At 66.6% G+C, this 22,148-nt stretch carries 16 protein-coding genes and 4 pseudogenes; 8 read left to right on the top strand and 12 right to left on the bottom strand.

Features of this window, described 5'->3' with window-relative positions; translation table 11 throughout:
• The first annotated feature begins 110 nt into the window (after positions 1 to 110).
• Complete coding sequence (locus FCN77_RS07935; protein WP_137324693.1) at positions 111 to 1,574, top strand: lipase maturation factor family protein; 1,464 nt, start codon at positions 111 to 113, stop codon at positions 1,572 to 1,574.
• A 22-nt stretch (positions 1,575 to 1,596) separates the two neighbouring features.
• Here FCN77_RS07935 and FCN77_RS07930 read toward each other — a convergent pair whose 3' ends face one another.
• Together FCN77_RS07930 and FCN77_RS07925 are read right to left on the bottom strand one after the other, a co-directional pair.
• Positions 1,597 to 2,280, bottom strand: a complete 684-nt coding sequence (locus FCN77_RS07930; RefSeq protein ID WP_137321831.1) for a response regulator — start codon at positions 2,278 to 2,280, stop codon at positions 1,597 to 1,599.
• Positions 2,277 to 3,899, bottom strand: a complete 1,623-nt coding sequence (locus FCN77_RS07925; protein WP_137324692.1) for a sensor histidine kinase — start codon at positions 3,897 to 3,899, stop codon at positions 2,277 to 2,279. Before FCN77_RS07925 ends, FCN77_RS07930 begins: the two co-directional genes overlap by 4 nt.
• A gap of 308 nt (positions 3,900 to 4,207) precedes the next feature.
• Here FCN77_RS07925 and FCN77_RS07920 point away from each other — a divergent pair, with 308 nt between their 5' ends.
• The 4 genes from FCN77_RS07920 to FCN77_RS07905 are packed head-to-tail and all read left to right on the top strand — an operon-like array spanning position 4,208 to position 7,729.
• A complete protein-coding gene (locus FCN77_RS07920) occupies positions 4,208 to 5,215 on the top strand; it encodes a tripartite tricarboxylate transporter substrate binding protein (protein ID WP_137321830.1) in 1,008 nt (335 codons plus the stop codon).
• Positions 5,212 to 5,724 (top strand): tripartite tricarboxylate transporter TctB family protein, encoded by a 513-nt coding sequence (locus FCN77_RS07915; protein WP_137321829.1) that lies wholly within the window; start codon positions 5,212 to 5,214, stop codon positions 5,722 to 5,724. Before FCN77_RS07920 ends, FCN77_RS07915 begins: the two co-directional genes overlap by 4 nt.
• A complete protein-coding gene (locus FCN77_RS07910; protein ID WP_254678899.1) occupies positions 5,724 to 7,337 on the top strand; it encodes a tripartite tricarboxylate transporter permease in 1,614 nt (537 codons plus the stop codon). The genes FCN77_RS07915 and FCN77_RS07910 overlap by 1 nt, the downstream gene beginning before the upstream one ends.
• Entirely contained in the window at positions 7,334 to 7,729 is a 396-nt protein-coding gene (locus tag FCN77_RS07905; RefSeq protein WP_137321828.1) for a universal stress protein, read from the top strand. Before FCN77_RS07910 ends, FCN77_RS07905 begins: the two co-directional genes overlap by 4 nt.
• Before the next feature lie 80 nt (positions 7,730 to 7,809).
• On the opposite strand, the gene FCN77_RS07900 is transcribed toward FCN77_RS07905, so the two are convergent.
• The 7 genes and pseudogenes from FCN77_RS07900 to FCN77_RS07870 all read right to left on the bottom strand — a co-directional run bounded on the left by FCN77_RS07900 (position 7,810) and on the right by FCN77_RS07870 (position 15,929).
• A complete protein-coding gene (locus FCN77_RS07900; protein ID WP_137321827.1) occupies positions 7,810 to 8,643 on the bottom strand; it encodes a CoA ester lyase in 834 nt (277 codons plus the stop codon).
• A 2-nt stretch (positions 8,644 to 8,645) separates the two neighbouring features.
• Positions 8,646 to 9,248: a MaoC family dehydratase gene (locus tag FCN77_RS07895; protein ID WP_137321826.1), complete on the bottom strand. Its 603-nt coding sequence runs from the start codon at positions 9,246 to 9,248 to the stop codon at positions 8,646 to 8,648.
• Positions 9,245 to 10,011: pseudogene (locus tag FCN77_RS07890) on the bottom strand (CoA transferase subunit B). The gene FCN77_RS07895 and the pseudogene FCN77_RS07890 overlap by 4 nt, the downstream one beginning before the upstream one ends.
• A 2-nt stretch (positions 10,012 to 10,013) precedes the next feature.
• The gene (locus tag FCN77_RS07885; protein ID WP_137321825.1) at positions 10,014 to 10,808 is read right to left on the bottom strand and encodes a CoA transferase subunit A; all 795 of its coding nucleotides are present in this window, start codon (positions 10,806 to 10,808) and stop codon (positions 10,014 to 10,016) included.
• Positions 10,809 to 10,856: 48 nt separating this feature from the next.
• Positions 10,857 to 12,032, bottom strand: coding sequence for an acyl-CoA dehydrogenase family protein (locus FCN77_RS07880; RefSeq protein WP_137321824.1), 1,176 nt, complete (start codon positions 12,030 to 12,032; stop codon positions 10,857 to 10,859).
• 103 nt (positions 12,033 to 12,135) lie between these two features.
• Positions 12,136 to 14,315: pseudogene (locus tag FCN77_RS07875) on the bottom strand (biotin carboxylase N-terminal domain-containing protein).
• A gap of 7 nt (positions 14,316 to 14,322) precedes the next feature.
• Positions 14,323 to 15,929 (bottom strand): annotated as a pseudogene (locus FCN77_RS07870) (carboxyl transferase domain-containing protein).
• 210 nt (positions 15,930 to 16,139) lie between these two features.
• Here FCN77_RS07870 and FCN77_RS07865 point away from each other — a divergent pair.
• On the top strand, positions 16,140 to 16,790 hold the full coding sequence (locus tag FCN77_RS07865; protein WP_137324691.1) for a TetR/AcrR family transcriptional regulator: 651 nt from the start codon (positions 16,140 to 16,142) through the stop codon (positions 16,788 to 16,790).
• A gap of 199 nt (positions 16,791 to 16,989) precedes the next feature.
• Here the strand turns inward: FCN77_RS07865 and FCN77_RS07860 are convergent, their stop codons facing one another.
• From FCN77_RS07860 to pdhA, 3 genes and pseudogenes are all read right to left on the bottom strand, one after another.
• Positions 16,990 to 18,357, bottom strand: coding sequence for a dihydrolipoamide acetyltransferase family protein (locus FCN77_RS07860; RefSeq protein WP_137321823.1), 1,368 nt, complete (start codon positions 18,355 to 18,357; stop codon positions 16,990 to 16,992).
• Positions 18,354 to 19,363 (bottom strand): annotated as a pseudogene (locus FCN77_RS07855) (alpha-ketoacid dehydrogenase subunit beta). Before FCN77_RS07855 ends, FCN77_RS07860 begins: the two are co-directional and overlap by 4 nt.
• Positions 19,363 to 20,541 carry a pyruvate dehydrogenase (acetyl-transferring) E1 component subunit alpha gene (gene pdhA / locus FCN77_RS07850; RefSeq protein ID WP_137321822.1) on the bottom strand — a complete coding sequence of 393 codons (1,179 nt, stop codon included), beginning with the start codon at positions 20,539 to 20,541 and terminating at the stop codon, positions 19,363 to 19,365. Before pdhA ends, FCN77_RS07855 begins: the two are co-directional and overlap by 1 nt.
• A gap of 196 nt (positions 20,542 to 20,737) precedes the next feature.
• Here pdhA and FCN77_RS07845 point away from each other — a divergent pair, with 196 nt between their 5' ends.
• Both FCN77_RS07845 and FCN77_RS26710 read left to right on the top strand, forming a co-directional pair.
• Positions 20,738 to 21,211 (top strand): Lrp/AsnC family transcriptional regulator, encoded by a 474-nt coding sequence (locus FCN77_RS07845; RefSeq protein ID WP_137321821.1) that lies wholly within the window; start codon positions 20,738 to 20,740, stop codon positions 21,209 to 21,211.
• 169 nt (positions 21,212 to 21,380) lie between these two features.
• Positions 21,381 to 22,049 (top strand): hypothetical protein, encoded by a 669-nt coding sequence (locus tag FCN77_RS26710; RefSeq protein ID WP_254678898.1) that lies wholly within the window; start codon positions 21,381 to 21,383, stop codon positions 22,047 to 22,049.
• Positions 22,050 to 22,148 lie beyond the last annotated feature (99 nt).

The raw sequence follows: 22,148 nt of genomic DNA, 5'->3' as shown, positions 1-22,148 counted from the left end.
GCGCCGCAGCGGAAGGGACCGGCGCCGCAGCGGGAGGGTTCGGCGCCGTGGCGGAAAAGTCCGGCCCGCAGTCCATTGACGCCGTGCGCGGCAGGCGTAACGTGAACAACGTGGAGTGGGCCGCCTGGTTCGACGCGCCGGAGTACGAGTTCGCCCGGCAGGTGCTGCAGCGCGGCGTTGCGACGATCTTCTTCGTGGCCTTCCTCTCCTGCCGCAACCAGTTTCCTGCCCTCCTCGGCGAGCGCGGCCTGCTTCCCGTCCCCGACTACCTGGACAGCTTCAGGCGCCGGCGCCGGCCCAGCCTGTTCCTGTGGCGCTACTCGGACCGCTTGCTGCAGTGGGTCTGCTGGTGCGGCATGGCCATCGCGGCCATGCTCGTGGCGGGACTTCCCCAGCTGGGTCCGGCGTGGCTTCCGATGATCGCCTTCCTTGCCCTGTGGCTGCTGTACATGTCGATCGTCAACGTTGGCCAGACGTTCTACGGCTTCGGCTGGGAGATGCTGCTGCTGGAGGCGGGCTTCACTGTGGCGTTCCTTGGCTCGGACCAGGTTCCCCCGCCCCGGGCGATCCTCATCCTGCTGGCATGGCTGCTGTTCCGGCTGGAGTTCGGGGCCGGGATGATCAAGATCCGCGGAGGCAGCGAGTGGCGGGACCTGACTGCGCTGTACTACCACCATGAGACCCAGCCGATGCCTGGCCCGCTGAGCCGCCAGGCGCACCTTCTTCCCAAGCCGCTGCACCGGATGGAGGTCCTGGGCAACCACTTCGCGCAACTGGTGGTCCCGTTCTTCCTGTTCGCCCCGCAGCCATTGGCCAGTGTCGCGGCGGGCGTCGTCATCTTCACCCAGCTGTGGCTCGTGGCAACCGGGAATTTTGCCTGGTTGAACTGGATGGCCATCATCCTGGCTTTCGCGGCCGTCAGCGATCCGGTGGCTCATGCCGTGCTGCCCGTCATCCCGCTGGACTGGCACGGGACCGGTTCCGGCGCCGAAGGCTGGCGGGCCCCGGTGTGGTGGCTCGCCATCGTCCTGGCCGTGACGTTGCTCCTCCTGGTGCTGAGCTACTGGCCGGCCCGGAACCTCATCCAGCACCGGCAGCTCATGAATGCCAGCTTCAACCGCTGGCAGCTGGTGAACACATACGGGGCATTCGGCACGGTGACCAAGCTGCGGATTGAGATCGTGGTGGAAGGGACCCTAGACGCCGAGCCCGACGACGGGTCCGACTGGCGGGAGTACGGTTTCCGCGGGAAGCCGGGGGATGTCCGCCGGCTCCCGCGGCAGTGGGCTCCGTACCACCTGCGCCTTGACTGGCTCATGTGGTTCCTGCCCCTGCGCACCGTGCACGAGGAATGGTTTTACGCGTTCCTGGCCAAGCTCCTGGAAGGGGACGCGGCTGTGCTCCGGCTACTTCGCTTGGACCCGTTCGACGGCGCCCGTCCCCGGTGGGTGCGCGTCCACAGCTACCTGTACCGCTTCGCGAGCCGGGCGGAGTTCCGGGAGTCCGGCCAGCGCTGGATCCGGACCCGCTTGTATGAGGCCATCCCGCCGCTCTCGCTCCCGCCGGGTCGCTGACGGGCACTTCCGGTCGCCGATGCTACGCGGGCTTCAGCGCGTAACGGCGTTCGGGCCGGCCGGCACCGTACTTGAGCCTGACATCCACCCTCGACTCGTCGTGGAGGTATTCGAGGTACCGGCGCGCGCTGACCCTGGACATGCCCAGCAGGTCGGCGACTTCTGCGGCCGCCAGGTCAGTGTCGGCGGTTTGGAGCACGTCGACCACCAGCCGGAGGGTTTCCGCGCTGCAGCCCTTGGGGAGGTGGGGTTCGCTGCGCTCGCGCTCGGCGCGTTCCAGCCCGAACACCCGGTTGACGTCCGACTGCTCGGCAACATCCTTCGAGAGGTCCAGGCCCTGGTACGCGCTGCGGTAATGCTCCAGCCGTTCCTGCAGGTCCGACTGTGAAAACGGCTTGATCAGGTAATGGACAATGCCGCCGCGAAGAGCCCGCCGGACGGTCTCCACTTCGCGGGCCGCACTGATCACCAATACGTCCAGCTCCGGCGCCGTTTCCCGCAACCTGGTCATGAGGTCCAGGCCGTTGATGTCCGGCAGGTGGATGTCCAGGAGCACCAGGTCAGGTTGCAGGCGGGCGGTTTCGGCCATGGCCTGCGCCCCGGTATGGGCAACCCCGACGACGGCGAACCCCGGCGTCCGCTGGATGAACCCCGCATGCACTTTGGCCACCATGAAGTCGTCGTCGACAATGAGGACTTTGATCATGGCTGTACCACCTTTCCCGGCGGCGGTGTCGGCGTTGGCGGCGTCCGTTTCAGCCGCGGACGCTTAAACCGCGCGGTAAAGACGGCCCCGCCGTCGTTGGCCACCTCCAGCTCGCCGCCGCTGCGCCGGCAGACGACCCGCGACAGCGCCAGGCCGAAGCCCCTGGCACCAGCCGGGCCGGGCTGTTTGGTGCTGAATCCCTGTTTGAAGATCTCCTCGGCAGCCGCGCCGTCAATGCCCGGGCCGGTGTCCCGGACGGTGACGACCACTTCCTCGGGACTGTCCTGGACGAGGACCCGGACGGACGCCTCCGCGGCTCCCGTGACGGCGTCGAGCGCGTTGTCCACGAGGTTTCCCACCACCGTCGTCAGGTCGCGGGAGAGTTCGTCCGCCACCGGGGACAACGCCGAATCGGAGTCCAGCTGCAGCGGCACCCCCCGCTCCGCGGCGAGGCTGGACTTGGCGATCAGCAGGGCTGCGAGCGCCGGGTCCTGGATGCGGCCGGTGACTTCGTCGTTGAGGCGCGTCCGGTCCAGCGTTGCACCATTGACGAACTGCACCACGGAATCGTATTCACCGATCTGGATCAGCCCCGAAATGACGTGCAGCTGGTTCGCGAATTCATGGGCCTGCGCCCGGAGCGTGTCCGTCGCTGTGCGCGTTGCGCCCAGTTCGCGTTCCAGGGACGAAAGCTCGGTCCGGTCGCGCAGCGTGGCGACGGAACCGATCACGCGGCCCTTGGAACGGATGGGCACCCGGTTCAGGACGACGAGCCGCTCCCCCACAAGCACCATCTGGTCCTGGTCCGGCTGCTCACCGGTCAGGACTTCCTTCAGCGCCGGTTCAACGGGCAGGCCGGCCAGGTCTTTACCCACGCAGTCGGCGGGCAGGCCCAGCAGCGCACGGGCACTGTCGTTGGCCACCGTCATCCGTCCGTGGAGGTCCAGCGCCACCACCCCTTCCTTGAGGCCGTGCAGCATCGCCTCGCGGTTCTCCACCAGGCCGGTGATTTCGCTGGGCTCCATGCCGAGGGTCTGCCGCTTCACCCTGCGTGCCAGGAGCAGGGAACCGGCCACGCCCAGGACGCTGGCCACCCCAAGGTAGGTGAGCAGGTTCGGCACGGCGTCCCCCAGCCGCTCCCACGTGGACGGATAGTTCCTGCTGATCGAGGCGATGCCGATCATTTTGCCCGAGTCATCAAGGACGGGAACGTGGGCGGAGAGTATCGGAGTTGCAGCCGCATCCACCACGCCGGTCCAGGCCCGTCCCTCCATCACCCGGCTCCCGCCAAGTTCCAGCGGCCGGCCCAGCAGCCCAGGGTCCGAGGAAGCCACCACCGTGCGGTCAAGCCGGGCCAGGGCAACCTGCGCGGACCCCGAAACCGTGCGGACCGACTCCGCGACGGCCGGCAGGGCAGAACCGCTGCGCGGCTCGGCTGATGGCAGCAGGGTCCGGACCGTGGGGTTGTTGCCAAGGGCTTCCGCGGCCGACAGTGCGCGGCGGCCCTCGGTCCGTTCAAAGGCCGCGGCAGACTGGGCCAGGGAGATGGCGACAACGGCCACCAGGACGGCCAGGACGATCAGCAGCTGCAGCAACAGGTATTGCCCGGCGAGGGACATTCCTCTTCGTCGAGTCACGTGCCGTCTTTCCTATTTCCTGGGTGATGGTTCAGCCGGATTCCTTAGACCGGAGGCGGGAGCGTCCGTGGGGATGCAAATCCGCGGCGGTGGGGTGAACTATACCCCACGGCGGCGGTTCAATTCCGGCGCCGATTCGGGTGCCGGTCCGGCTTGGTTGAGGGCCGGAAACGTGAACGAAATGAACTTAACTTTCTCTGCGTACACAAGAGTGATGTCCGTCACTTGTGCCCCTAGCATCAAAGCACCAGTCAGTTTTGCTTAGCAGTCTTATTGAGAAGAGGAACACCATGCGCCAGATCCGCGCATTGCGAATTGCCGCCGTCGCCGCCGGCATCGCCCTGATGGCCACCGGCTGCGGAGCTACCGGCAAGAGCTCCCCCGCCGCCAGCTCCGGCGCAGCCGCCGGTCCGCTGACGGGGCTCCAGATCTTGGTCCCCAACACTGCAGGCGGCGGCTACGACACCACAGCCCGTGTAGCCGCGAAGGTTCTCGACGACGAGAAGATTGCCACCAACACCGAGGTGTTCAACCTCGCCGGCGCAGGCGGAACCGTCGGCCTGGCCCGCATAGTCAACGAAAAAGGCAACGGCGACCTCGCCATGCTGATGGGCCTTGGCGTGGTGGGCGCGAGCTACACCAACAAGTCCCAGTCCAAGCTGACGGACACCACCCCACTGGCCAAGCTCATCGAAGAGCCCGGCGCCATCATGGTCAACAAAGCTTCGCCCTACAAGACCATCGATGACCTGGTCAAGGCCTGGAAGGCTGATCCCGCGTCCATCGCCGTGGGCGGCGGTTCCTCGCCTGGCGGCCCTGATCACCTGCTGCCCATGCAGCTTGCCGGGGCCGTTGGCATCGACGCCACCAAGGTCAACTACGTTGCCTACGACGGCGGCGGTGACCTCCTCCCGGCCATCCTCGGCAACAAGCTCGGCTTTGCAGCCTCCGGCGCCGGCGAATACCTCAAGCAGATTGAATCCGGCGAGGTCCGTGTCCTGGCCACCAGCGGCGAGAAGCGCCTCGACGGCGTGGACGCACCGACGCTGAAGGAATCCGGGATCGACCTGGTGTTCAGCAACTGGCGCGGCGTGGTGGCCCCTCCCGGCATCAGCGACGCCGACAAGGCCAAGCTGATCGGCGCCCTCGAAAAGATGCACGGCACCGACGCCTGGAAGGAAGCCCTGAAGACCAACAGCTGGACCGACGCGTTCATCACCGGCGACGGCTTCAAGACCTTCCTGACCGAGCAGGACAAGCGGGTGGCGGACGTCCTCACGAAGCTTGGCCTGGCGTGAGCTCCGCAACCACTTTGACCTCACGGCTCAAAGGCCGCTCCGAGCTGGGGGTAGCCCTCCTGCTCGGGGCGGCCGGGGCCCTGGTCATCTGGGACGCGGCGCGCATCGTCGTTCCCTACTCCCAGTCTGATCCTGTAGGGCCGAAGACCCTTCCGTACATCGTGGGCGGACTGCTGCTCGCCTGTGCCGTGCTGCTGGCTGTCAACGTCCTGCGGGGCGGCCACGGCGAGGCCGAGGGCGGCGAGGACGTTGACCTGGCGCACCCCGCCGACTGGAAGACCGTCCTGCCCCTGGCCGGCGCCTTCATCGCCAACATCCTCCTGATCGACTGGGCAGGATGGGTGGTCTCGGGAACCATCCTGTTCTGGGGCAGCGTGTGGTCCCTGGGAAGCCGGCACTACGTCCGCGACGGGCTGGTTTCCCTTGCCATGTCCCTGCTCACGTTCTATGGCTTCTACCTTGGCCTCGGCATTGCGCTGCCCGCCGGGCTCCTGGAAGGGATTCTCTGATGGATGTCTTTTCCTCCCTCATGGACGGGTTTGCCACCGCCCTGACCCCCATGAATTTCCTCTACGCCGTGATCGGCGTGGTCCTGGGTACCGCCGTCGGCGTGCTCCCGGGGATCGGGCCGGCCATGTCCATTGCCTTGCTGCTCCCGGTCACCTACGCCTTGGAACCCACCAGCGCCTTCATCATGTTCGCCGGCATCTACTACGGCGGCATGTATGGCGGCTCCACGACATCCATCCTGCTCAACACTCCCGGGGAATCGTCGTCGGTGGTCACCGCCATCGAAGGCAACAAGATGGCGAAAGCCGGCAGGGCCGCCCAAGCACTGGCGACGGCGGCCATCGGCTCGTTTGTGGCCGGCACCATCGGCACCACGCTGCTGGCCGTCTGCGCACCCGTCGTGGTGAAATTCGCCGTCAGCCTGGGTTCACCGAGCTACTTTGCCATCATGGTGCTTGCGCTCCTGGCGGTCACAGCCGTCCTGGGATCATCCCGCCTCCGGGGCTTCGCCTCGCTGGGCCTGGGACTGGCAATCGGCCTGGTGGGCTTGGACTCCGTCACCGGGCAGGCACGCCTCACGTTCGGCCAGCCCCTGCTGGCTGACGGACTGGACATCGTGGTGGTGGCTGTAGCCATCTTCGCCGTCGGCGAGGCGCTCTGGGTGGCCGCGCACCTGCGCCGCACGCCGTTGAACATCATCCCGGTAGGCCAGCCGTGGATGGGCAAAGAGGACTGGAAGCGTTCCTGGAAGCCCTGGTTACGCGGAACCGCGTTCGGGTTTCCGTTCGGAGCACTTCCTGCGGGCGGTGCGGAGATCCCCACGTTCCTCTCCTACGTCACGGAGAAGCGCCTCAGTAAGCACCCCGAAGAGTTCGGCAAGGGCGCAATCGAAGGCGTGGCCGGACCCGAAGCCGCCAACAACGCGGCGGCCGCAGGAACCCTGACCCCCATGCTTGCCCTGGGACTGCCCACCAACGCCACGGCAGCCGTGATGCTGGCGGCTTTCACCTCGTACGGCATCCAGCCCGGCCCGCAGCTGTTCGAGAGCCAGGGGCCGCTGGTCTGGGCCCTGATCGCCAGCCTCTTCATCGGCAATTTCCTGCTCCTCATCATCAACCTTCCGCTCGCGCCGCTGTGGGCAAAGCTCCTTCAGCTCCCGCGGCCGTACCTGTACGCGGGGATCCTGTTCTTCGCCACGCTGGGCGCCTACTCGGTGAACCTGCAGGCGTTCGACCTGGTGATCCTGCTGGTGCTGGGTGCGCTCGGGTTCATGATGCGGCGCTTCGGACTCCCCGTACTGCCGCTCATTCTCGGCGTGATCCTCGGGCCGCGGATTGAAGGTCAGCTCCGCAAGACCCTGAAGCTGAGCGCCGGCGACCCTTCCGGCCTCTTGAGCGAGCCGATCGCCGTCGGAATCTACGTCATTGTGGGGGTCATCCTCCTCTGGCCGTTGCTGATGCGGCTCTGGCGCAAGGCCCGCCCGCAGACGGTGCCGGTGATTGCCGGCATCCACCCGACACACACCGAAGCGACGGACACACCCCCGGACAACCACCTGGCCGAAAGCGGCCGGCAGGCTCCCCGCACACAACGACGGCAGGAGAGCCCATGAGCATCATCGTCGGATACGTACCCACCCCGGAAGGGGCGGCAGCCCTGGCCACCGCTATTGACGAAGCGCGGAAAAACGGGAAGCTGCTGGTGGTGATCAATTCTTCCCGTGGCGACGCCGTTGTGGACAAGCGCTACGCCGCCGGCGATGACATCGCCACAATCGAGGAACGTCTCCGGAGCGAAGGGATCGAGCACCTGATCCAGCAGCCGGTCCGTGGCAACGATGCAGCCAACGAGGTCCTGCAGGCAGCCGAACAGCACCGTGCGGACCTGATTGTCATCGGCCTGCGGAGACGCACTCCGGTGGGGAAACTGATCATGGGCAGCACGGCCCAGCAGATCCTCCTCGAGGCCGACTGCCCCGTCCTCGCCGTCAAAGCCGGGCAGTAGCCCAGGCCGGCAATCCAGCCGGAAATGCCAGAGGCCGGGAGTCGTTCGACTCCCGGCCTCTGGCATGTCCTGCAACGTTTCTAGCGGCCGGCCCGCCGCAAGGTTGATTCCGCGTGCTTCAGGATGGGGCCGTCGATCATCTTTCCGTCGAACTGGAACACTCCGCTGCCAGCAGCCGCTGCTGCCTCCAGCAGCGCGGCTGCGGCCGCGACGTCCGACTCGGCCGGGGCATATGCGTCACGAACCACGGCAACCTGGCTGGGATGGATGCAGGCCTTGGACCCGAACCCGGAAGCCACCGCGTCACGGGACTCCGCAGCCAACCCTTCGAGGTCCGGAATATTGACGTACACGGAGTCGATGGCTTCCTTGCCGAAGGCGCCGGCCGCCAGCAGCACCGTGGAGCGTGCGTGCAGGGCAACAGCACGGTAGCCGCCGTCGTCGTTCCTGCTGGACGTCCCGCCCAGGGAGGCGAGCAGGTCCTCGGCTCCCCACATCAGCCCCACCACGTTGGGCTCGGCGGCGATGGCGGCGGCATTGACGATCCCCGCGGCCGTCTCACACAGCGCAATCACGCTGTACCCCTCAAGCGCCTTGAGCTGGCCGGCATTTTCGGCCTTGGCGAGCATGACGTGGCGGTACGGGGTGTGCTTGAGGCAGTGCAGGTCCTTCTCGAACTCGTCCGTGCCGGCGGGATTGATCCTGATGATGGTGCGGCTGGGATCCAGCTCCGGAACATCGCCGGTGGCGCCAAGCTGGGCCAGGATGGCGCCGCGGGCGCGCTGCTTGTCAGCCGGGGCCACGGCGTCCTCCAGGTCCACGATCACGCCGTCGGAACGCCCGGCGGCTTTCTGGTAACGCTCGGGGCGGTCGGCAGGGCAAAAAAGCAGGGCGGGACCCATCAGGAAACTCATGCTTAGATTGTCCTCTTTTCCGCGGATTCTTTCTGCTCGGTTTCCTTCTGCGCTGTTTCCTTCTGCGCTGTTTCCTTCTGCGCCGCGGCGTGCGCTTCCCGCGTCCACATCAGGCAACTGCGCGTGGCCAGCGCCACCACCGCGCCGTCCTGGTTCCGGCCCGTGTGCTGCATGGTCACGATTCCCTGGCCCGGCCGTGATGCGGACAGCCGCTTACCGGTGATGACCGTCTCCGTGTACAGCGTGTCGCCGTGGTACATCGGATGCGGAAAGGACACGTCGGTCAGGCCCAGCTGCGCAATGATGGTCCCCTGGGTCAGCTGCGTTACGGATTGACCCACCACGGTGGCCAGGGTGAACATCGAGTTCATCAGCCGCTGGCCGAAGGGCTGCCCGGCGCTCCAGGCAGCATCCAGGTGCAGTGCCTGTGTGTTCATGGTCATGGTGGTGAAGATGACGTTGTCCGTCTCGGTGACCGTCCTGCCTGGCCGGTGCGCGTAGAGCACGCCCTCTTCCAGTTCATCGAAATACAGGCCGCGCTGCTCGATGATCCGCGGCGGCGTCGGGTCCGCGGTGGCACTCTGTGCCGCGTGGCCGGCCGTCATACGGTGAGCTCCTGGTCTTCCTCGAACAGCTCGGCGCCGGTGGCCGCGGCGACGTCCTCGGCCGTCACGTTGGGGCCAGTTCGCGCAGTACCAGCCTGGCGGAGCTTCCTTCGGTGACGACGTCGATCACGGCTAGGTCCGTGATGATCCGGTCCACGCAACCCTTGCCGGTGAGCGGCAGCGTGCACCGCTCCACGATCTTGGGCTTGCCGTTGCGGTCCACGTGCTCCATCATCACGATGACTTTTTTGGCACCGAAGACCAGGTCCATCGCCCCGCCCATGCCTTTGACCATCTTGCCCGGGATCATCCAGTTGGCCAGGTCGCCGTTCTGCGCCACTTCCATGGCGCCGAGCACGGCCACGTCCACGTGGCCGCCGCGGATCATGCCGAACGAAGCCGCCGAGTCGAAGAACGCTGCGCCTTTGTTGACGGTGACGGTTTCCTTGCCCGCGTTGATCAGGTCCGGGTCCACCTGGTCATCGGCCGGGTACGGCCCCACGCCCAGGATGCCGTTTTCCGAATGCAGCACCACTTCGATACCGGCCGGAATGTAGTTCGGGATCAGCGTCGGCATCCCGATGCCGAGGTTGACGTACTGACCGTTGTGGAGTTCCTGCGCCACCCGGGCGGCCAGCTCATTGCGGGTCCAGCCCTTGGCCTCCGGATTGGCGCCCCCGGGGTGCCCGACGGCGGACCGCCGGTATTCGTGGCGGACGGCTTCGGGGCGGGGAGGGGCTCCCTGCGTGCTGTTCGATTCCACGGCTATGCTCCTGCCTGCTCGGCTGCTTCGGCTTGGGTGACCGCCGCGGACACGGCAACGGTGCGCTTTTCGATGCGTTTCTCGCCTTGCGGCGCAACCACGACCCGCTGGACGAAGATGCCGGGAACATGGACGTGCTCCGGGTCCAGCTGGCCCGGCTCCACCAGCTCCTCCACCTCGGCGATGGTGATCCTTCCGGCCATGGCGCACAGCGGGTTGAAGTTCATTGCCGTGGCGTGGAAGACGAGGTTTCCGTGCCGGTCGCCTTTCCAGGCGTGAACGAGGCCGAAATCCGGGGTCAGCGATTCCTCCAGCACATAGTCGGCGCCGCCGAAGGTGCGGACCTCCTTGGGCGCGGACGCGATCGCGATGGTGCCGTCGGCGTCGTACTTCTGCGGCAGGCCGCCGTCGGACACCTGGGTACCCACGCCGGCCGGTGTGTAGAACGCCGGGATGCCGGCGCCGCCGGCGCGCAGCTTTTCGGCGAGTGTGCCCTGCGGGGTCAGCACCACCTCAAGTTCGCCCGAGAGGTACTGCCGGGCGAATTCCTTGTTCTCCCCCACGTACGAGCTGATGGTGCGGCGGATCCGGCCGTCCTTCAGGAGGATTCCGAGGCCCCAATCGTCAACGCCGCAGTTGTTGCTCACCGTTTCCAGGTCACGCGTTCCGCGGCGGTGCAGGGCATCGATGAGGGCCACCGGGATGCCGCACAATCCGAAACCCCCGACGGCGAGTGACGCGCCGTCGGGAATATCCGCAACCGCGGCCTCAGCGCTGGCAACAACCTTGTCAATCATCGTCGATCCCTCCTGGTCCCGCTCCCTGGTTTGCTCCCCAACGGGGTGCTAAAGGCCGAGTTCGCGGGCGATCAGCATCAGCTGGACCTCGGTGGTGCCCTCCCCCACTTCAAGGATCTTGGAGTCGCGGTAGTGGCGTGCCACGGTGAACTCGTTGATGAAACCATAGCCGCCGAACACCTGGGTGGCGTCCCGCGCGTTGTCCATGGCTGCCTCACCTGCGACCATCTTAGCGATGGCCGCCTGCGTCTTGAACGGCTTCCCGGCCAGCATCCGCGCCGCGGCATCGTAGTAGGCCAGCCGTGCCGTGTGGGCGCGGGCCTGCATCCGGGCAATCTTGAAGGCGATGGCCTGGTACTTGCCGATGTTGTGGCCGAAGGCGCTGCGCTCCTTGGCGTATTTGACGGACAGGTCCACGCAGCCCTGCGCCGCTCCCGTGGCCAGTGCTGCGATGGCGATGCGGCCCTCATCCAGGATGGACAGGAAGTTCGCGTAGCCGCGGCCCTGTCCGCCCAGGAGGTTCGCTTCGGGCACGTGGACGTCCTTGAGCGTCAGCGGGTGGGTATCGGAGGCGTTCCAGCCCACCTTGTTGTAGGCCTTCTCCGCCTTGAATCCGGGGGTGTTGGTGGGCACCAGGATGGTGGAGATTTCCTTCTTGACGCTGCCGTCCTTGCGCTCGTGCTTGGCAGTTACGGCCGTCACGGTGACCAGGCGCGTGATGTCAGTGCCGGAGTTGGTGATGAACTCCTTGTTGCCGTTGATGATCCAGGTCTTTTCGCCTCCGACGACCTCGAGCCGGGCGGTAGTCTTGGTCCCGCCCGCATCGGAGCCGGCTTCCGGCTCGGTCAGGCCGAAGCCGGCGAGCGCCTTTCCGGACGCCAGGGACGGCAGCCACTCCTCTTTCTGGGCATCGGTGCCGAAGCGGTAGACCGGCATGGCGCCAAGGGAGACGCCGGCTTCGAGGGTGATCGCCACGGACTGGTCCACCCGACCCAGCTGTTCCAGGGCCAGCGCCAGGGCGAAGTAGTCGCCGCCCATGCCGCCGAACTCTTCCGGGAAGGGGAGCCCGAAGAGGCCCATGTCAGCCATCTGGGAGACGACTTCGTACGGGAAGCTGTGTTCCTCGTCGTGCTTAGCGGATACCGGTGCCACCACTTCGTCAGCGAATTCGCGGACAGTATTGCTGAGGTCCTGGTATTCCTCGCTGAGCTCAAAATCAGCCATGTTGGGTATTCCTTGTCTTATTAACTAACTGGTCTGTTGGGGGTAGTGAATGGTTAGATCCGGACCGACCGTCCGAATCGGTCTGGAACCGGCGGCGGAGGGGCTACTCTGCCGCGCCCATAGCGATGACGGCGTCCTCCACTGCGTCCGCCGCCGCCGGCGGTGCGGCCGTGGCAGCGGGGTGGACCGTGGCAACCACCTGGTCCGCCTTGACGAGGTCGCCGGATCCGACGCTGATGTGGACCGTGCCGTCGAGCGGCGCCACGAGCTGGTGCTCCATCTTCATGGCCTCCACCGAGAGCAGCACCTGACCGGCCTCGACGGTTTCGCCGTCCCGGACGGAGACGGACACCACCGTGCCCGGCATGGCTGACCGGACCTCGGGGTCCGCGGCGCCTTCCTCGCGCTGGACGGCGGCCAGGACGCGTGCGAGCCGGGACTCGCGCGTGAGCACCTCGAGCCGGCAGGACCAGCCGTCGTTGCCGAGGAAGATCTCCGTGGGCGCCGGGTTGTCCCGGCCCGGCCGGACGCTTCCCATGGACACCGGCGCGAGCGAGTACGTCCGGACCTCGCCGCCGAGAATCAACTCTGCGTGGTTGCGTTTGGGGAAACGAAGTGATGCCGGGCGCTGCGGCCCGCCGTCGACGCTCAACGTCGCCGTGCCCTGCCCTACCGCGCCGGACACCCCTACCGTGGCGACACCGCCGCCGGGCAGGCCCAGGCTGATCCGCCGCGGGGCGCGAGCGCCAAGCCTCCAACCGTCGCGGAGGTCCCACGGGCTTGTCCCGGCGGCCTGCGCATCATGCTCCTGCACAGCAGCGAGGTAGACGGCAGCGGCAGCCACCTCGAACTCACCCGCATGGCGGAAGGTGAATTCCGGCATCCTGCGCTCGATCAGGCCCGTGTCGAGCCGTCCGGCGCGGACGTCGGCGTCGTTGATCAGCAGTCGCAGGTATTCGACGTTGGTGTCGATGCCCAGCGCGGTGTACCCGGCGAGCGCATCGTCCAGGGTGTCCAACGCCGCCGTGCGATCCTCCCCCACGCAATGACCTTCGAAATCATCGGGTCATAGCTCGAGGAGATCTGGAGACCCTCCAGCAGTGCGGAGTCGACGCGGACGCGGCCCGCTGAGTCAGCGGACTGTTCGTCCAGCAACACAACCCGTCCGGTGGAGGGCAGGAAGTTGCGTTCCGGGATTTCGGCGTAGACCCGCGCTTCCACCGAGTGCCCGTTAAGCACGACGTCGCCCTGGGCCACCGTGAGCACCTCACCGGCGGCGATCCGGACCTGCCATTCGACCAGGTCGATTCCGGTGACCATCTCGGTGACTGGGTGTTCGACCTGGAGGCGGGTGTTCATCTCCATGAAGAAGAACTCGTCCGGGGCGTTGTCCGAGACCAGGAACTCCACGGTGCCGGCGCCGGAGTAGTGGACGCTGCGGGCGGCGTTGCAGGCGGCCTCACCGATCCGGGCGCGGACGGCAGCGCCGTCGGGCAGGGACTCCATCAGCGGGGCGGGCGCCTCCTCGATGACTTTCTGGTGGCGGCGCTGCAGCGAGCACTCACGCTCCCCCAGGTGGATGACGTTGCCGTGGTTGTCGGCGAGAACCTGGACTTCGATGTGCCGCGGCGTGGTGACAAGCCGTTCCAGGAACAGGGTGTCGTCGCCGAAGGCGCTGGCCGCGACCCGCCGGGCGGTGGCCAGGGTGGCCTCCAGGTCCTCGGGGCGTTCTACAATATGCATGCCCTTGCCGCCGCCGCCCGCGGAGGGCTTGATCAGCAGCGGGAACCCGACACCCGTGCCGGCCTCAATCAGCTGGGCATCCGTCATCCCGGGCTCGGCAACGCCCGGCACCACGGGCACGCCGTAACCGGTCACGTGGTTCTTGGAGCGGATCTTGTCGCCCATGACGTTGAGGGATTCGACGCCGGGCCCGATGAACGTGATCCCGGCAGCTTCGAGGGCGCGGGCGAAGTCGACGTTCTCGCTCAGGAAGCCGTAGCCCGGGTGCACTGCCTCGGCGCCGGTCTCGCGGCACGCCTGGATGATGGCCCCGATCTTGAGGTAGCTCTCGGTGGCGGCCGCCGGGCCGATCCGGACGGCACGGTCGGCTTCGCGCACGTGGCGGGCACCGGCGTCGGCGTCGCTGTAGACGGCGACCGAACGGATACCAAGGGCGCGCAGGGTCCGGATCACGCGGCAGGCGATCTCGCCGCGGTTCGCGACGAGCACCGTGTTGAACAGCGGCTTCTGGGAGGTTGTGGTCGGCGAAGAAATAGTCATTGCTGGCTCACATCCGGAAAAGGCCGAAGGAGGTCTCCGGCAGAGGGGTGCGGGAGACGACGTCGAGCGCCAGTCCCAGGACGGTGCGGGTGTCCGCGGGGTCGATCACGCCGTCGTCCCAGAGGCGGGCGGTGGAGTAGTACGGGCCTCCCTGGTCCTCGTACTGGGCCTTGATGGGTGCTTTAAAGGCTTCCTCGTCCTCGGCGGACCATTCCTCACCGCGTGCCTCATACTGGTCGCGTTTGACGGTGGCCAGCACGCTGGAGGCCTGGTTGCCTCCCATCACGGAGATCCGGCTGGCGGGCCACATCCAGAGGAAACGCGGTGAGTAGGCCCGCCCGCACATGGAGTAGTTGCCGGCACCGAAGGATCCGCCGATCACCACGGTCAGTTTGGGCACGCGGGCGGTGGCGACGGCGGTGACCATCTTGGCGCCGTTCTTGGCAATGCCGCCCTGCTCCGAGTCCTTGCCGACCATGAACCCGGAAATGTTCTGCAGGAAGATCAGGGGAATGCCGCGCTGGTCGCACAGTTCAATGAAGTGCGCGCCCTTGAGCGAGGACTCGCTGAAAAGCACGCCGTTGTTGGCAACAATGCCTACCGGGTGCCCGTGAAGCTTCGCGAAGCCGGTGACCAGGGTGGTGCCGTAGTTCTTCTTGAACTCGTGGAACCGGCTGCCGTCCACCAGCCGGGCGATGACCTCGCGCACGTCGTACTGCGCGTTGACGTCCGTTGGGACGGCGCCGTACAGCTCCTCCGGATCCGCCACAGGCTCGACGGCGGTGTCCACCTCCCAGGCGGGGGCAGCCGGCCCCGGCAGGGTGGAGACGATGTCCCGGACGATCTGCAGGGCGTGCTCATCGTTTTCGGCCAGGTGGTCGGTGACGCCGGAGATTTTCGAATGGACGTCCCCGCCGCCGAGCTCCTCCGCCGTGACGATTTCACCGATCGCGGCCTTCACCAGCGGCGGACCGCCCAGGAAGATTGTGCCCTGGTTGCGGACAATCACGGTCTCGTCGCTCATCGCGGGCACGTACGCGCCGCCGGCGGTGCAGGAGCCCATCACCGAGGCGATCTGCGGGATCTTTGCCGCGGACATCTTCGCCTGGTTGAAGAAGATCCGGCCGAAATGCTCCTTGTCCGGGAACACCTCGTCCTGCTTCGGCAGGAAAGCGCCGCCCGAGTCCACGAGGTAAATGCAGGGGAGCCGGTTCTCCAGGGCAATTTCCTGCGCCCGCAGGTGCTTCTTCACCGTCATCGGGTAGTAGGTGCCGCCCTTGACTGTCGCGTCGTTGGAGATCACCAGCACTTGGCGGCCGTGGACCAGGCCGATCCCGGCAATGACGCCGGCCCCGGGGAATCGTCGTTGTACATGCCGTTGGCTGCCAGCGGGGCGATCTCCAGGAAGGGGCTGCCGTCGTCGAGCAGCTGGTCGATGCGTTCACGCGGGAGGAGCTTGCCGCGTGCAACGTGGCGTTCCCGGGACTTCTCCGGACCGCCCAGGGCTGCGGCCGCGAGGCGTTCCCGCAGCTCACGCGCGAGCCCCAGCTGGGCCTCCCGGTTTGCGGTGAAGGCTGCGCTGCTCGCGTCCAGCTGGCTGGCGATTGTCTCCATTGACTGCTTCCATTCCCGGACGCCCCAACGGGGCCGACCTGAGCAATTCGGTTAGTACCGCATAACTGAGATTTAGGTTAGTCTCTATTAACTGTGATGTCCAACACGCTCGCGCATTGCTAGGATTTGCAGTTCCAAGGAGGAAATGTGCCGATCATCGAGCGTGGCCCGGCAACGCAGCCCGGCCCCGACAGCCAGGCGGAGCTGCCCATCCGGGCAATACCGCCCACCCAAGCAACCCCGCCCACCCAAGCAACCCAGCGCAGCCAGGCAAAAGAGAGCAGGCGCCGGGCGTTGCTGTCCTCGGCAGCCACACTTTTCGCCGTCAACGGCTTCAATCGCGTTTCCCTGGAGGACCTCGGCGCCGCCGCAGGTGTCAGCGGACCCGCCGTCTACCGGCATTTCGCGGGCAAGCAGGCGGTGCTGGGGGCGCTCCTGCTGAGCGTGAGCCAGGAACTGCTGGACGGCGGACGCCGTGTTGTGGCGGATGCCGGCGACCCCGCTGCCGCCCTGGCCCGGCTGGTCCAGTTCCACGTGGACTTCGCGCTGAGCAACCCCGACGTCATCCGGGTCCAGGACCGCGACTTCAGCAATCTCACCGACGACGACCAGGCCGACGTGCGCACCCTCCAGCGCAACTACGTGGAGCTGTGGGTTGAAGTGCTTCAACAGCTTCACGGCGGGACGGACGCGGCCGAACTCCGCATGCGGGCGCACGCAGCCTTTGGCCTCATCAACTCCACACCGCATTCTGTCCGCAGCCACGGTCGGCGGGTGGCCACCAAGTCTGCGCGGCCGCTGCTGGAAAGCATGGCCCTCGCTGCCCTGCTGGTGGCCGCCACGCCCCAACCGCTCAGCTGACGCTGCCGCGGAAAAATCAAAGCTGACGCCTCTCGGGACGCTGGCCCGCGGCCTAACCGGGGCACTTAGACACGGACACGCCGAAAACTGTGGTGGCGCCGTCGCAAATTGGCCTCAAAGTGCCCCACAATTGCCGACGGCCGCAGCCGCCGGCCACCGCTCCGGGAAGGGTGGGCCGGCAGCTTCCGCCGTCTGCTGGCTAGACCATGGCCAGGACCATGCCGGGGTCAGCCAGGATGGCACCGATGTCCGCGAGGAAACGGGACCCCTGCTCGCCGTCCACCAGGCGGTGGTCGAAGGACAGGCTGAGGGTCATGACCTGGCGCAGCGCCACCTCGTTCTTGTACTCCCACGGCATATTCCGCACCGCCCCCATGGCGAGGATCGCAGCTTCGCCGGGGTTGAGGATCGGTGTGCCGGCATCGATGCCGAACACCCCGATGTTCGTAATGGAGATGGTGCCGCCAGAAAGCTCGGCAGGGCTGGTCTTCCCGGCGCGGGCAGTCTCGGTCAAAGACGTGAGCGCCGTGGACAACTCCGTCAGGGACATCCGGTCGGCGTCCTTGATGTTCGGCACCGTCAGCCCCCTGGGAGTGGCCGCGGCGATTCCCAGGTTCACGTAGTTGAACTGCACGATCTCCTGGTTGGCTTCGTCCCAACGTGTGTTAAGCGTCGGCTGGCGGCGTAGGGCGATCAGCAGCGCCTTGGCAACCAGCGTCAGGGGCGTCAGCTTGAGGCCTTCGAAAGCCCTGCTGGCCTTGAGCCGGGCCAGCAGTTCCATGGTGGGCGTGACGTCGACGGTGAGGAATTCCGTGGCGTGCGGTGCCGTGAAGGCGCTGGACACCATGGCCGCCGCGGTCAGTTTCCGGACTCCCTTGATGGGCGTGCGTACTTCACGCGGCGCCTGTGCTCCGGTTCCCGCACTGACGGCAGGCTCTGCCCCGGCCAGTGCCTGGGCCGCCGCGGGGAGGTCTCCCCCGCCCACAAAATTGCGGACGTCATCGCGCGTGATCAGCCCGCCGGCGCCCGTGCCGGTCACCGCCGCGAGCTCAACGCCGAGGTCCTTGGCCAGCTTGCGCACGGGCGGGGTGGACCGCGGCCGTTCCGCAGCGGTTGTCAGGGCGGCGCGGGTCTCGGCAGGCTCCACGATCGGGGCCGTACTTTCGGCGGCTTCCACTACCGGGGCCGCGAAGGTGCGGGCGCGCCGGACAGGCCGGCCGGAACCTTCGACGACGGCGCCGTACCCCACGAGGTTTGGCTCGCGCCTGGCGGTCTCCGCCGGTGCCGGACCTCCGGCGCCGGGCCCGCCGTCGTCGCCCGCCACCTCGAAGGAAACGATCGGTTTGCCCACCTCCACGACGGTTCCGGGCTGTTCGTGGAGGGCGGTGATCACACCGGCGAACGGTGACGGCAGTTCGACGACGGCCTTGGCCGTTTCCACTTCCGCGATGACCTGGTTCAGGGCCACGGTGTCGCCCACGGCAACTTTCCAGCTGAGGATTTCCGATTCCGTCAGCCCTTCGCCGAGGTCCGGGAGCCTGAATTCCTTAATCATGGCGGCGCTCATCCTTCCAGCCCGCTGAGGGAGTTGGGGCGGCCCAGGGCACGATCAACGCCGTCCAGGATCCTGTCCAGACCCGGCAAATGGTGCATCTCAAGCTTCGAATAGGGGTACGGGATGTCGAAGCCGGTCACCCGGACGGGGGCCGCCTCGAGGTGGTAGAAGCAACGTTCCGTGATGCTCGCGGCCACCTCGGCGCCGAGACCGCCGGATTGCCCGGCCTCGTGCGTGATCACCAGCCTGCCCGTTTTGCGCACGGAGGCTTCCAGGGTTGCGAAGTCCACCGGGGCCAGCGAGCGCAGGTCGATGACCTCAACCGAAATGCCCTCGTCCGCCGCAGCCAGGGCGGCGTCCTTGGCCGTCTTGACCAGCGGGCCGTAGGCAACGAGTGTGACGTCCTTGCCCTCGGTGACTACCCTCGCCTTCTCCATGGACAGTGCCGTGGCGGGGTCGACCGACTCGTCCACTTCGCCCTTGTCGTGGTAACGGCGCTTGGGTTCGAAGTACAGCACCGGGTCATCTGAAGCGATGGCCTGCTGGATCATGATGTAGGCGTCCTGCGGGTTGGAGACGCTGACGACGCGCAGTCCGGAGGTGTGGGTGAAGTACGCCTCGGGAGACTCCGAGTGGTGTTCCGGGGATCCGATGCCGCCGCCGAACGGAACGCGGACGGTGATGGGCATCTTCACGGCGCCCTGCGTACGGTAGTGGAGCTTGGCCACCTGGGAGACGATCTGGTCGAAAGCGGGATAGATGAACCCGTCGAACTGGATTTCCACCACCGGCCGGTAACCGCGGTAGGCAAGTCCGACGGCGGTGCCCATGATGGCGGACTCGGCCAGCGGCGTGTCCACAACGCGGTGCTTGCCGAAGTCCTTCTGCAGACCGTCGGTGACGCGGAAGACGCCGCCGAGGGTGCCGATGTCCTCCCCATCAGGATCACTTTGGGGTCGTTTTCGAGGGACTTGCGGAGTCCGGAATTTATTGCCCGGGCAAAGGTCATTTGCGTCATCAGCGAGCACCTTCTTCAGAGTGGGCCCCTGCGGGATCGCCGAAGGAAGCCAGGTAGCGGGAGTAGTGGTCTTCCTGGCGGTCCAGCCAGGAGTTGGGGGTGCTGTAGACGTGCTTGAAGATGTCCAGCGGCTTCGGATCCGGCATGTTGATGCAGCCGGCCCGCATTTCCCTGGCCACGGCGTCGGCCTTGGCAGCCACCTGCGCCTCGAGCTGTTCCGTGAGCAGGCCCTTGCGCTCCAGCAGGCCCCGGACGCGGGCAATCGGGTCCTTCGCCGCCCAGTCCTCCAGCTCGTTGGCATCCCGGTAGCGGGTGGGGTCGTCCGCCGTCGTGTGCGGGCCCATCCGGTAGGTGACGGCTTCGATGAAGGTGGGGCCGCCGCCGTGGCGTGCCCGTTCGAGGGCTTCACGGGTTGCCGCCATCACGGCCAGGACGTCGTTGCCGTCCACCCGGATGCTGGGAATGCCGAACCCGGCCGCCCGGTCGGCGATCTTGATGTGGGACTGCAGCCGGACCGGTTCGGAAATGGCCCAATGGTTGTTCTGGCAGAAGAAGATCACCGGGGACTGGAAGCTGGCGGCGAACACCATGGCTTCGTTAACGTCGCCTTCGCTCGTGGCGCCGTCACCGAAGTATGTAATGGCGACGGCGTCTGCTCCGTCGTTCTGGATGCCCATGGCATACCCCGTGGCATGCAGGGTCTGGGCGCCGATGATGATCTGCGGGGTTGCCATGTTGATGGTGTACGGATCCCAGCCCGCGGAGGCGTTACCCCGCCACACCTTGACGATATCGGTCAGGTCCACCCCCCGGCAGTACGCGACGCCGTTCTCGCGGTAGCTGGAGAACACGAAGTCATCATCCCGGAGCGCCCTCGCGGAACCGATCTGGGAGGCCTCCTGGCCCAGCAGCGGCGGCCAGAGCGCGAGTTCCCCCTGGCGCTGGAGGGCGGTGGCTTCGGTGTCGATCCGCCGGATGACCACCAGGTCCTCGTAAAGGGAGCCGAGCTGCTCATCACTGACGTCCCGGACCCAGTGGTCATACTGGGGATGACTGACGCGCTCACCGCCGGGAGTGATCAGTTGGACAAAGCTCTCGCCTGCCCCGCTGTGATGTCCTGCACTGTTGTCCGGGCCGCCGGCGACGTTGCCGCCCTGGCCCAACTCGTCTGTAAACACAGTTGCACGCAACCTTCATACGTCGTGTCACCGCCGCTCAAGGGACTCGTGATCCCCGTGCACGCCAGCCGCCCGGGCGCCGTTGCCCCGGATAATTGTGACCATACTCACAATGCTCAATGGGTACAACCACTGCCGAAAATACTGAGCAGAATGCACTGTCTGCCGACCATCCACCGTGCTAGCCTTGCGCATTATGCAAGCTTTGGATGGCACCGACACCCGACTCCTCTCGGCACTCGCGAAGGACCCCAGGCGGACAGTCGTGGCGTTGGCGCAGAAACTGGGGTTGTCCAGGAATACGGTCCAGGCCCGGATGGCCCAGCTGGAGAAGAAGCACGTCTTCCTTACCTTTGAACGGCGGATCAATCCTGCCGCCCTGGGATACCCGCTGATGGCGTTTATCTCGGTCCACGTCCAGCAGCAGAAGCTGGGCCAGCTGGCCGTGGACCTGGCGGGCATCCCGGAAATCCTGGAAGGCTACGGCCTGACCGGCTCGGCAGACCTCCTGTTGCGGGTGGTGGCACTGGACGCCGAGGACCTGTTCCGCATCAACGGCAAGATCCTGGCCTGCGACGGAGTGGACCGGACGGATACCGCGCTGGCGATGGGCGAGCTGATCCCTTTCCGGATCCAGCCGCTGCTTGAGCGTGGCCCTGCCGCGGGTTAGGGATTTACGTCAGCGTGACGCTGTGCCGGTAAAGCGTGGCCGTGTGCCGGTAAAGGAAAGAAGTCACGGGGGCCCGGGGCTATAGGCTGGGTTCGAGTAAAACCCATCGCGGCCGTGAACGGCCCGTGCATCAGGCAGTGGCCAGGGCGGCTGCCGGAAAGGCTTGATCTTGAGCAATCCTCAGGAACCGTACCAGCCGGATGCCGGCGGGCCGCCCCAGTGGCAGCAGCCGGCCGTCCCGCAGCCGCCCGGCCCGCAGTATGAAGCGCCGCAGTACGGAGCACCACAGTATGGAGCGCCGCAGCACGGAGCGCCTCAACCGCCGGTACCGCCGTACGCGCCGCCCGGCCAGCAAGAGCAATATGGCGTGCCCGGGCCGTATGGCGCACCAGGCCAACAGCCGCCGGTGAAGAGCCGCCGGAAAGTGTGGATCGTACTGGGCATTGCTGGCGGAGTTCTGCTGCTGGCCATCGTGGGAGTGGTGCTGCTGGTCAACCTCGTCGGCGGCGCAACCAGCAAGGCCAGGGGCCTCGCGGACGACTTCACCCAACGTGTCATCGCGGGAGACACCGACAAGGCGTACGACGACTTCCTCGACCCGGCCCTGCAGGACAAGTTGTCCAAGGAGGAATTCGCCGCCGGAGTGCAAAGCCTGGAACTGAACAACACGTGCAAGCCGAGCTACAACGACGTCAAGGTGAGCACGGAAAACGGCAACAACTCCGCCGACGTCGCTGGCATCATCACCTGCGACGGCAAGGAAGTGGACCTTGCCTACCGCTTCGACGGCAACAAGGACATGAAAATGATCAACATCAAGCTCCGGCCCAAAGCCTGATCCACAGGGCTAAGAACCTGGTCCTCCCCTAGCAAACAGGAGCTCCCGCCATCGGCGGGAGCTCCTGTTGTGTGGGCGTTGTGTCGGGTCAGCGCCGCC

Source organism: Arthrobacter sp. 24S4-2, from assembly GCF_005280255.1.
GTDB lineage: Bacteria > Actinomycetota > Actinomycetes > Actinomycetales > Micrococcaceae > Arthrobacter.
This window is presented reverse-complemented; position numbering and strand designations above follow the sequence as displayed.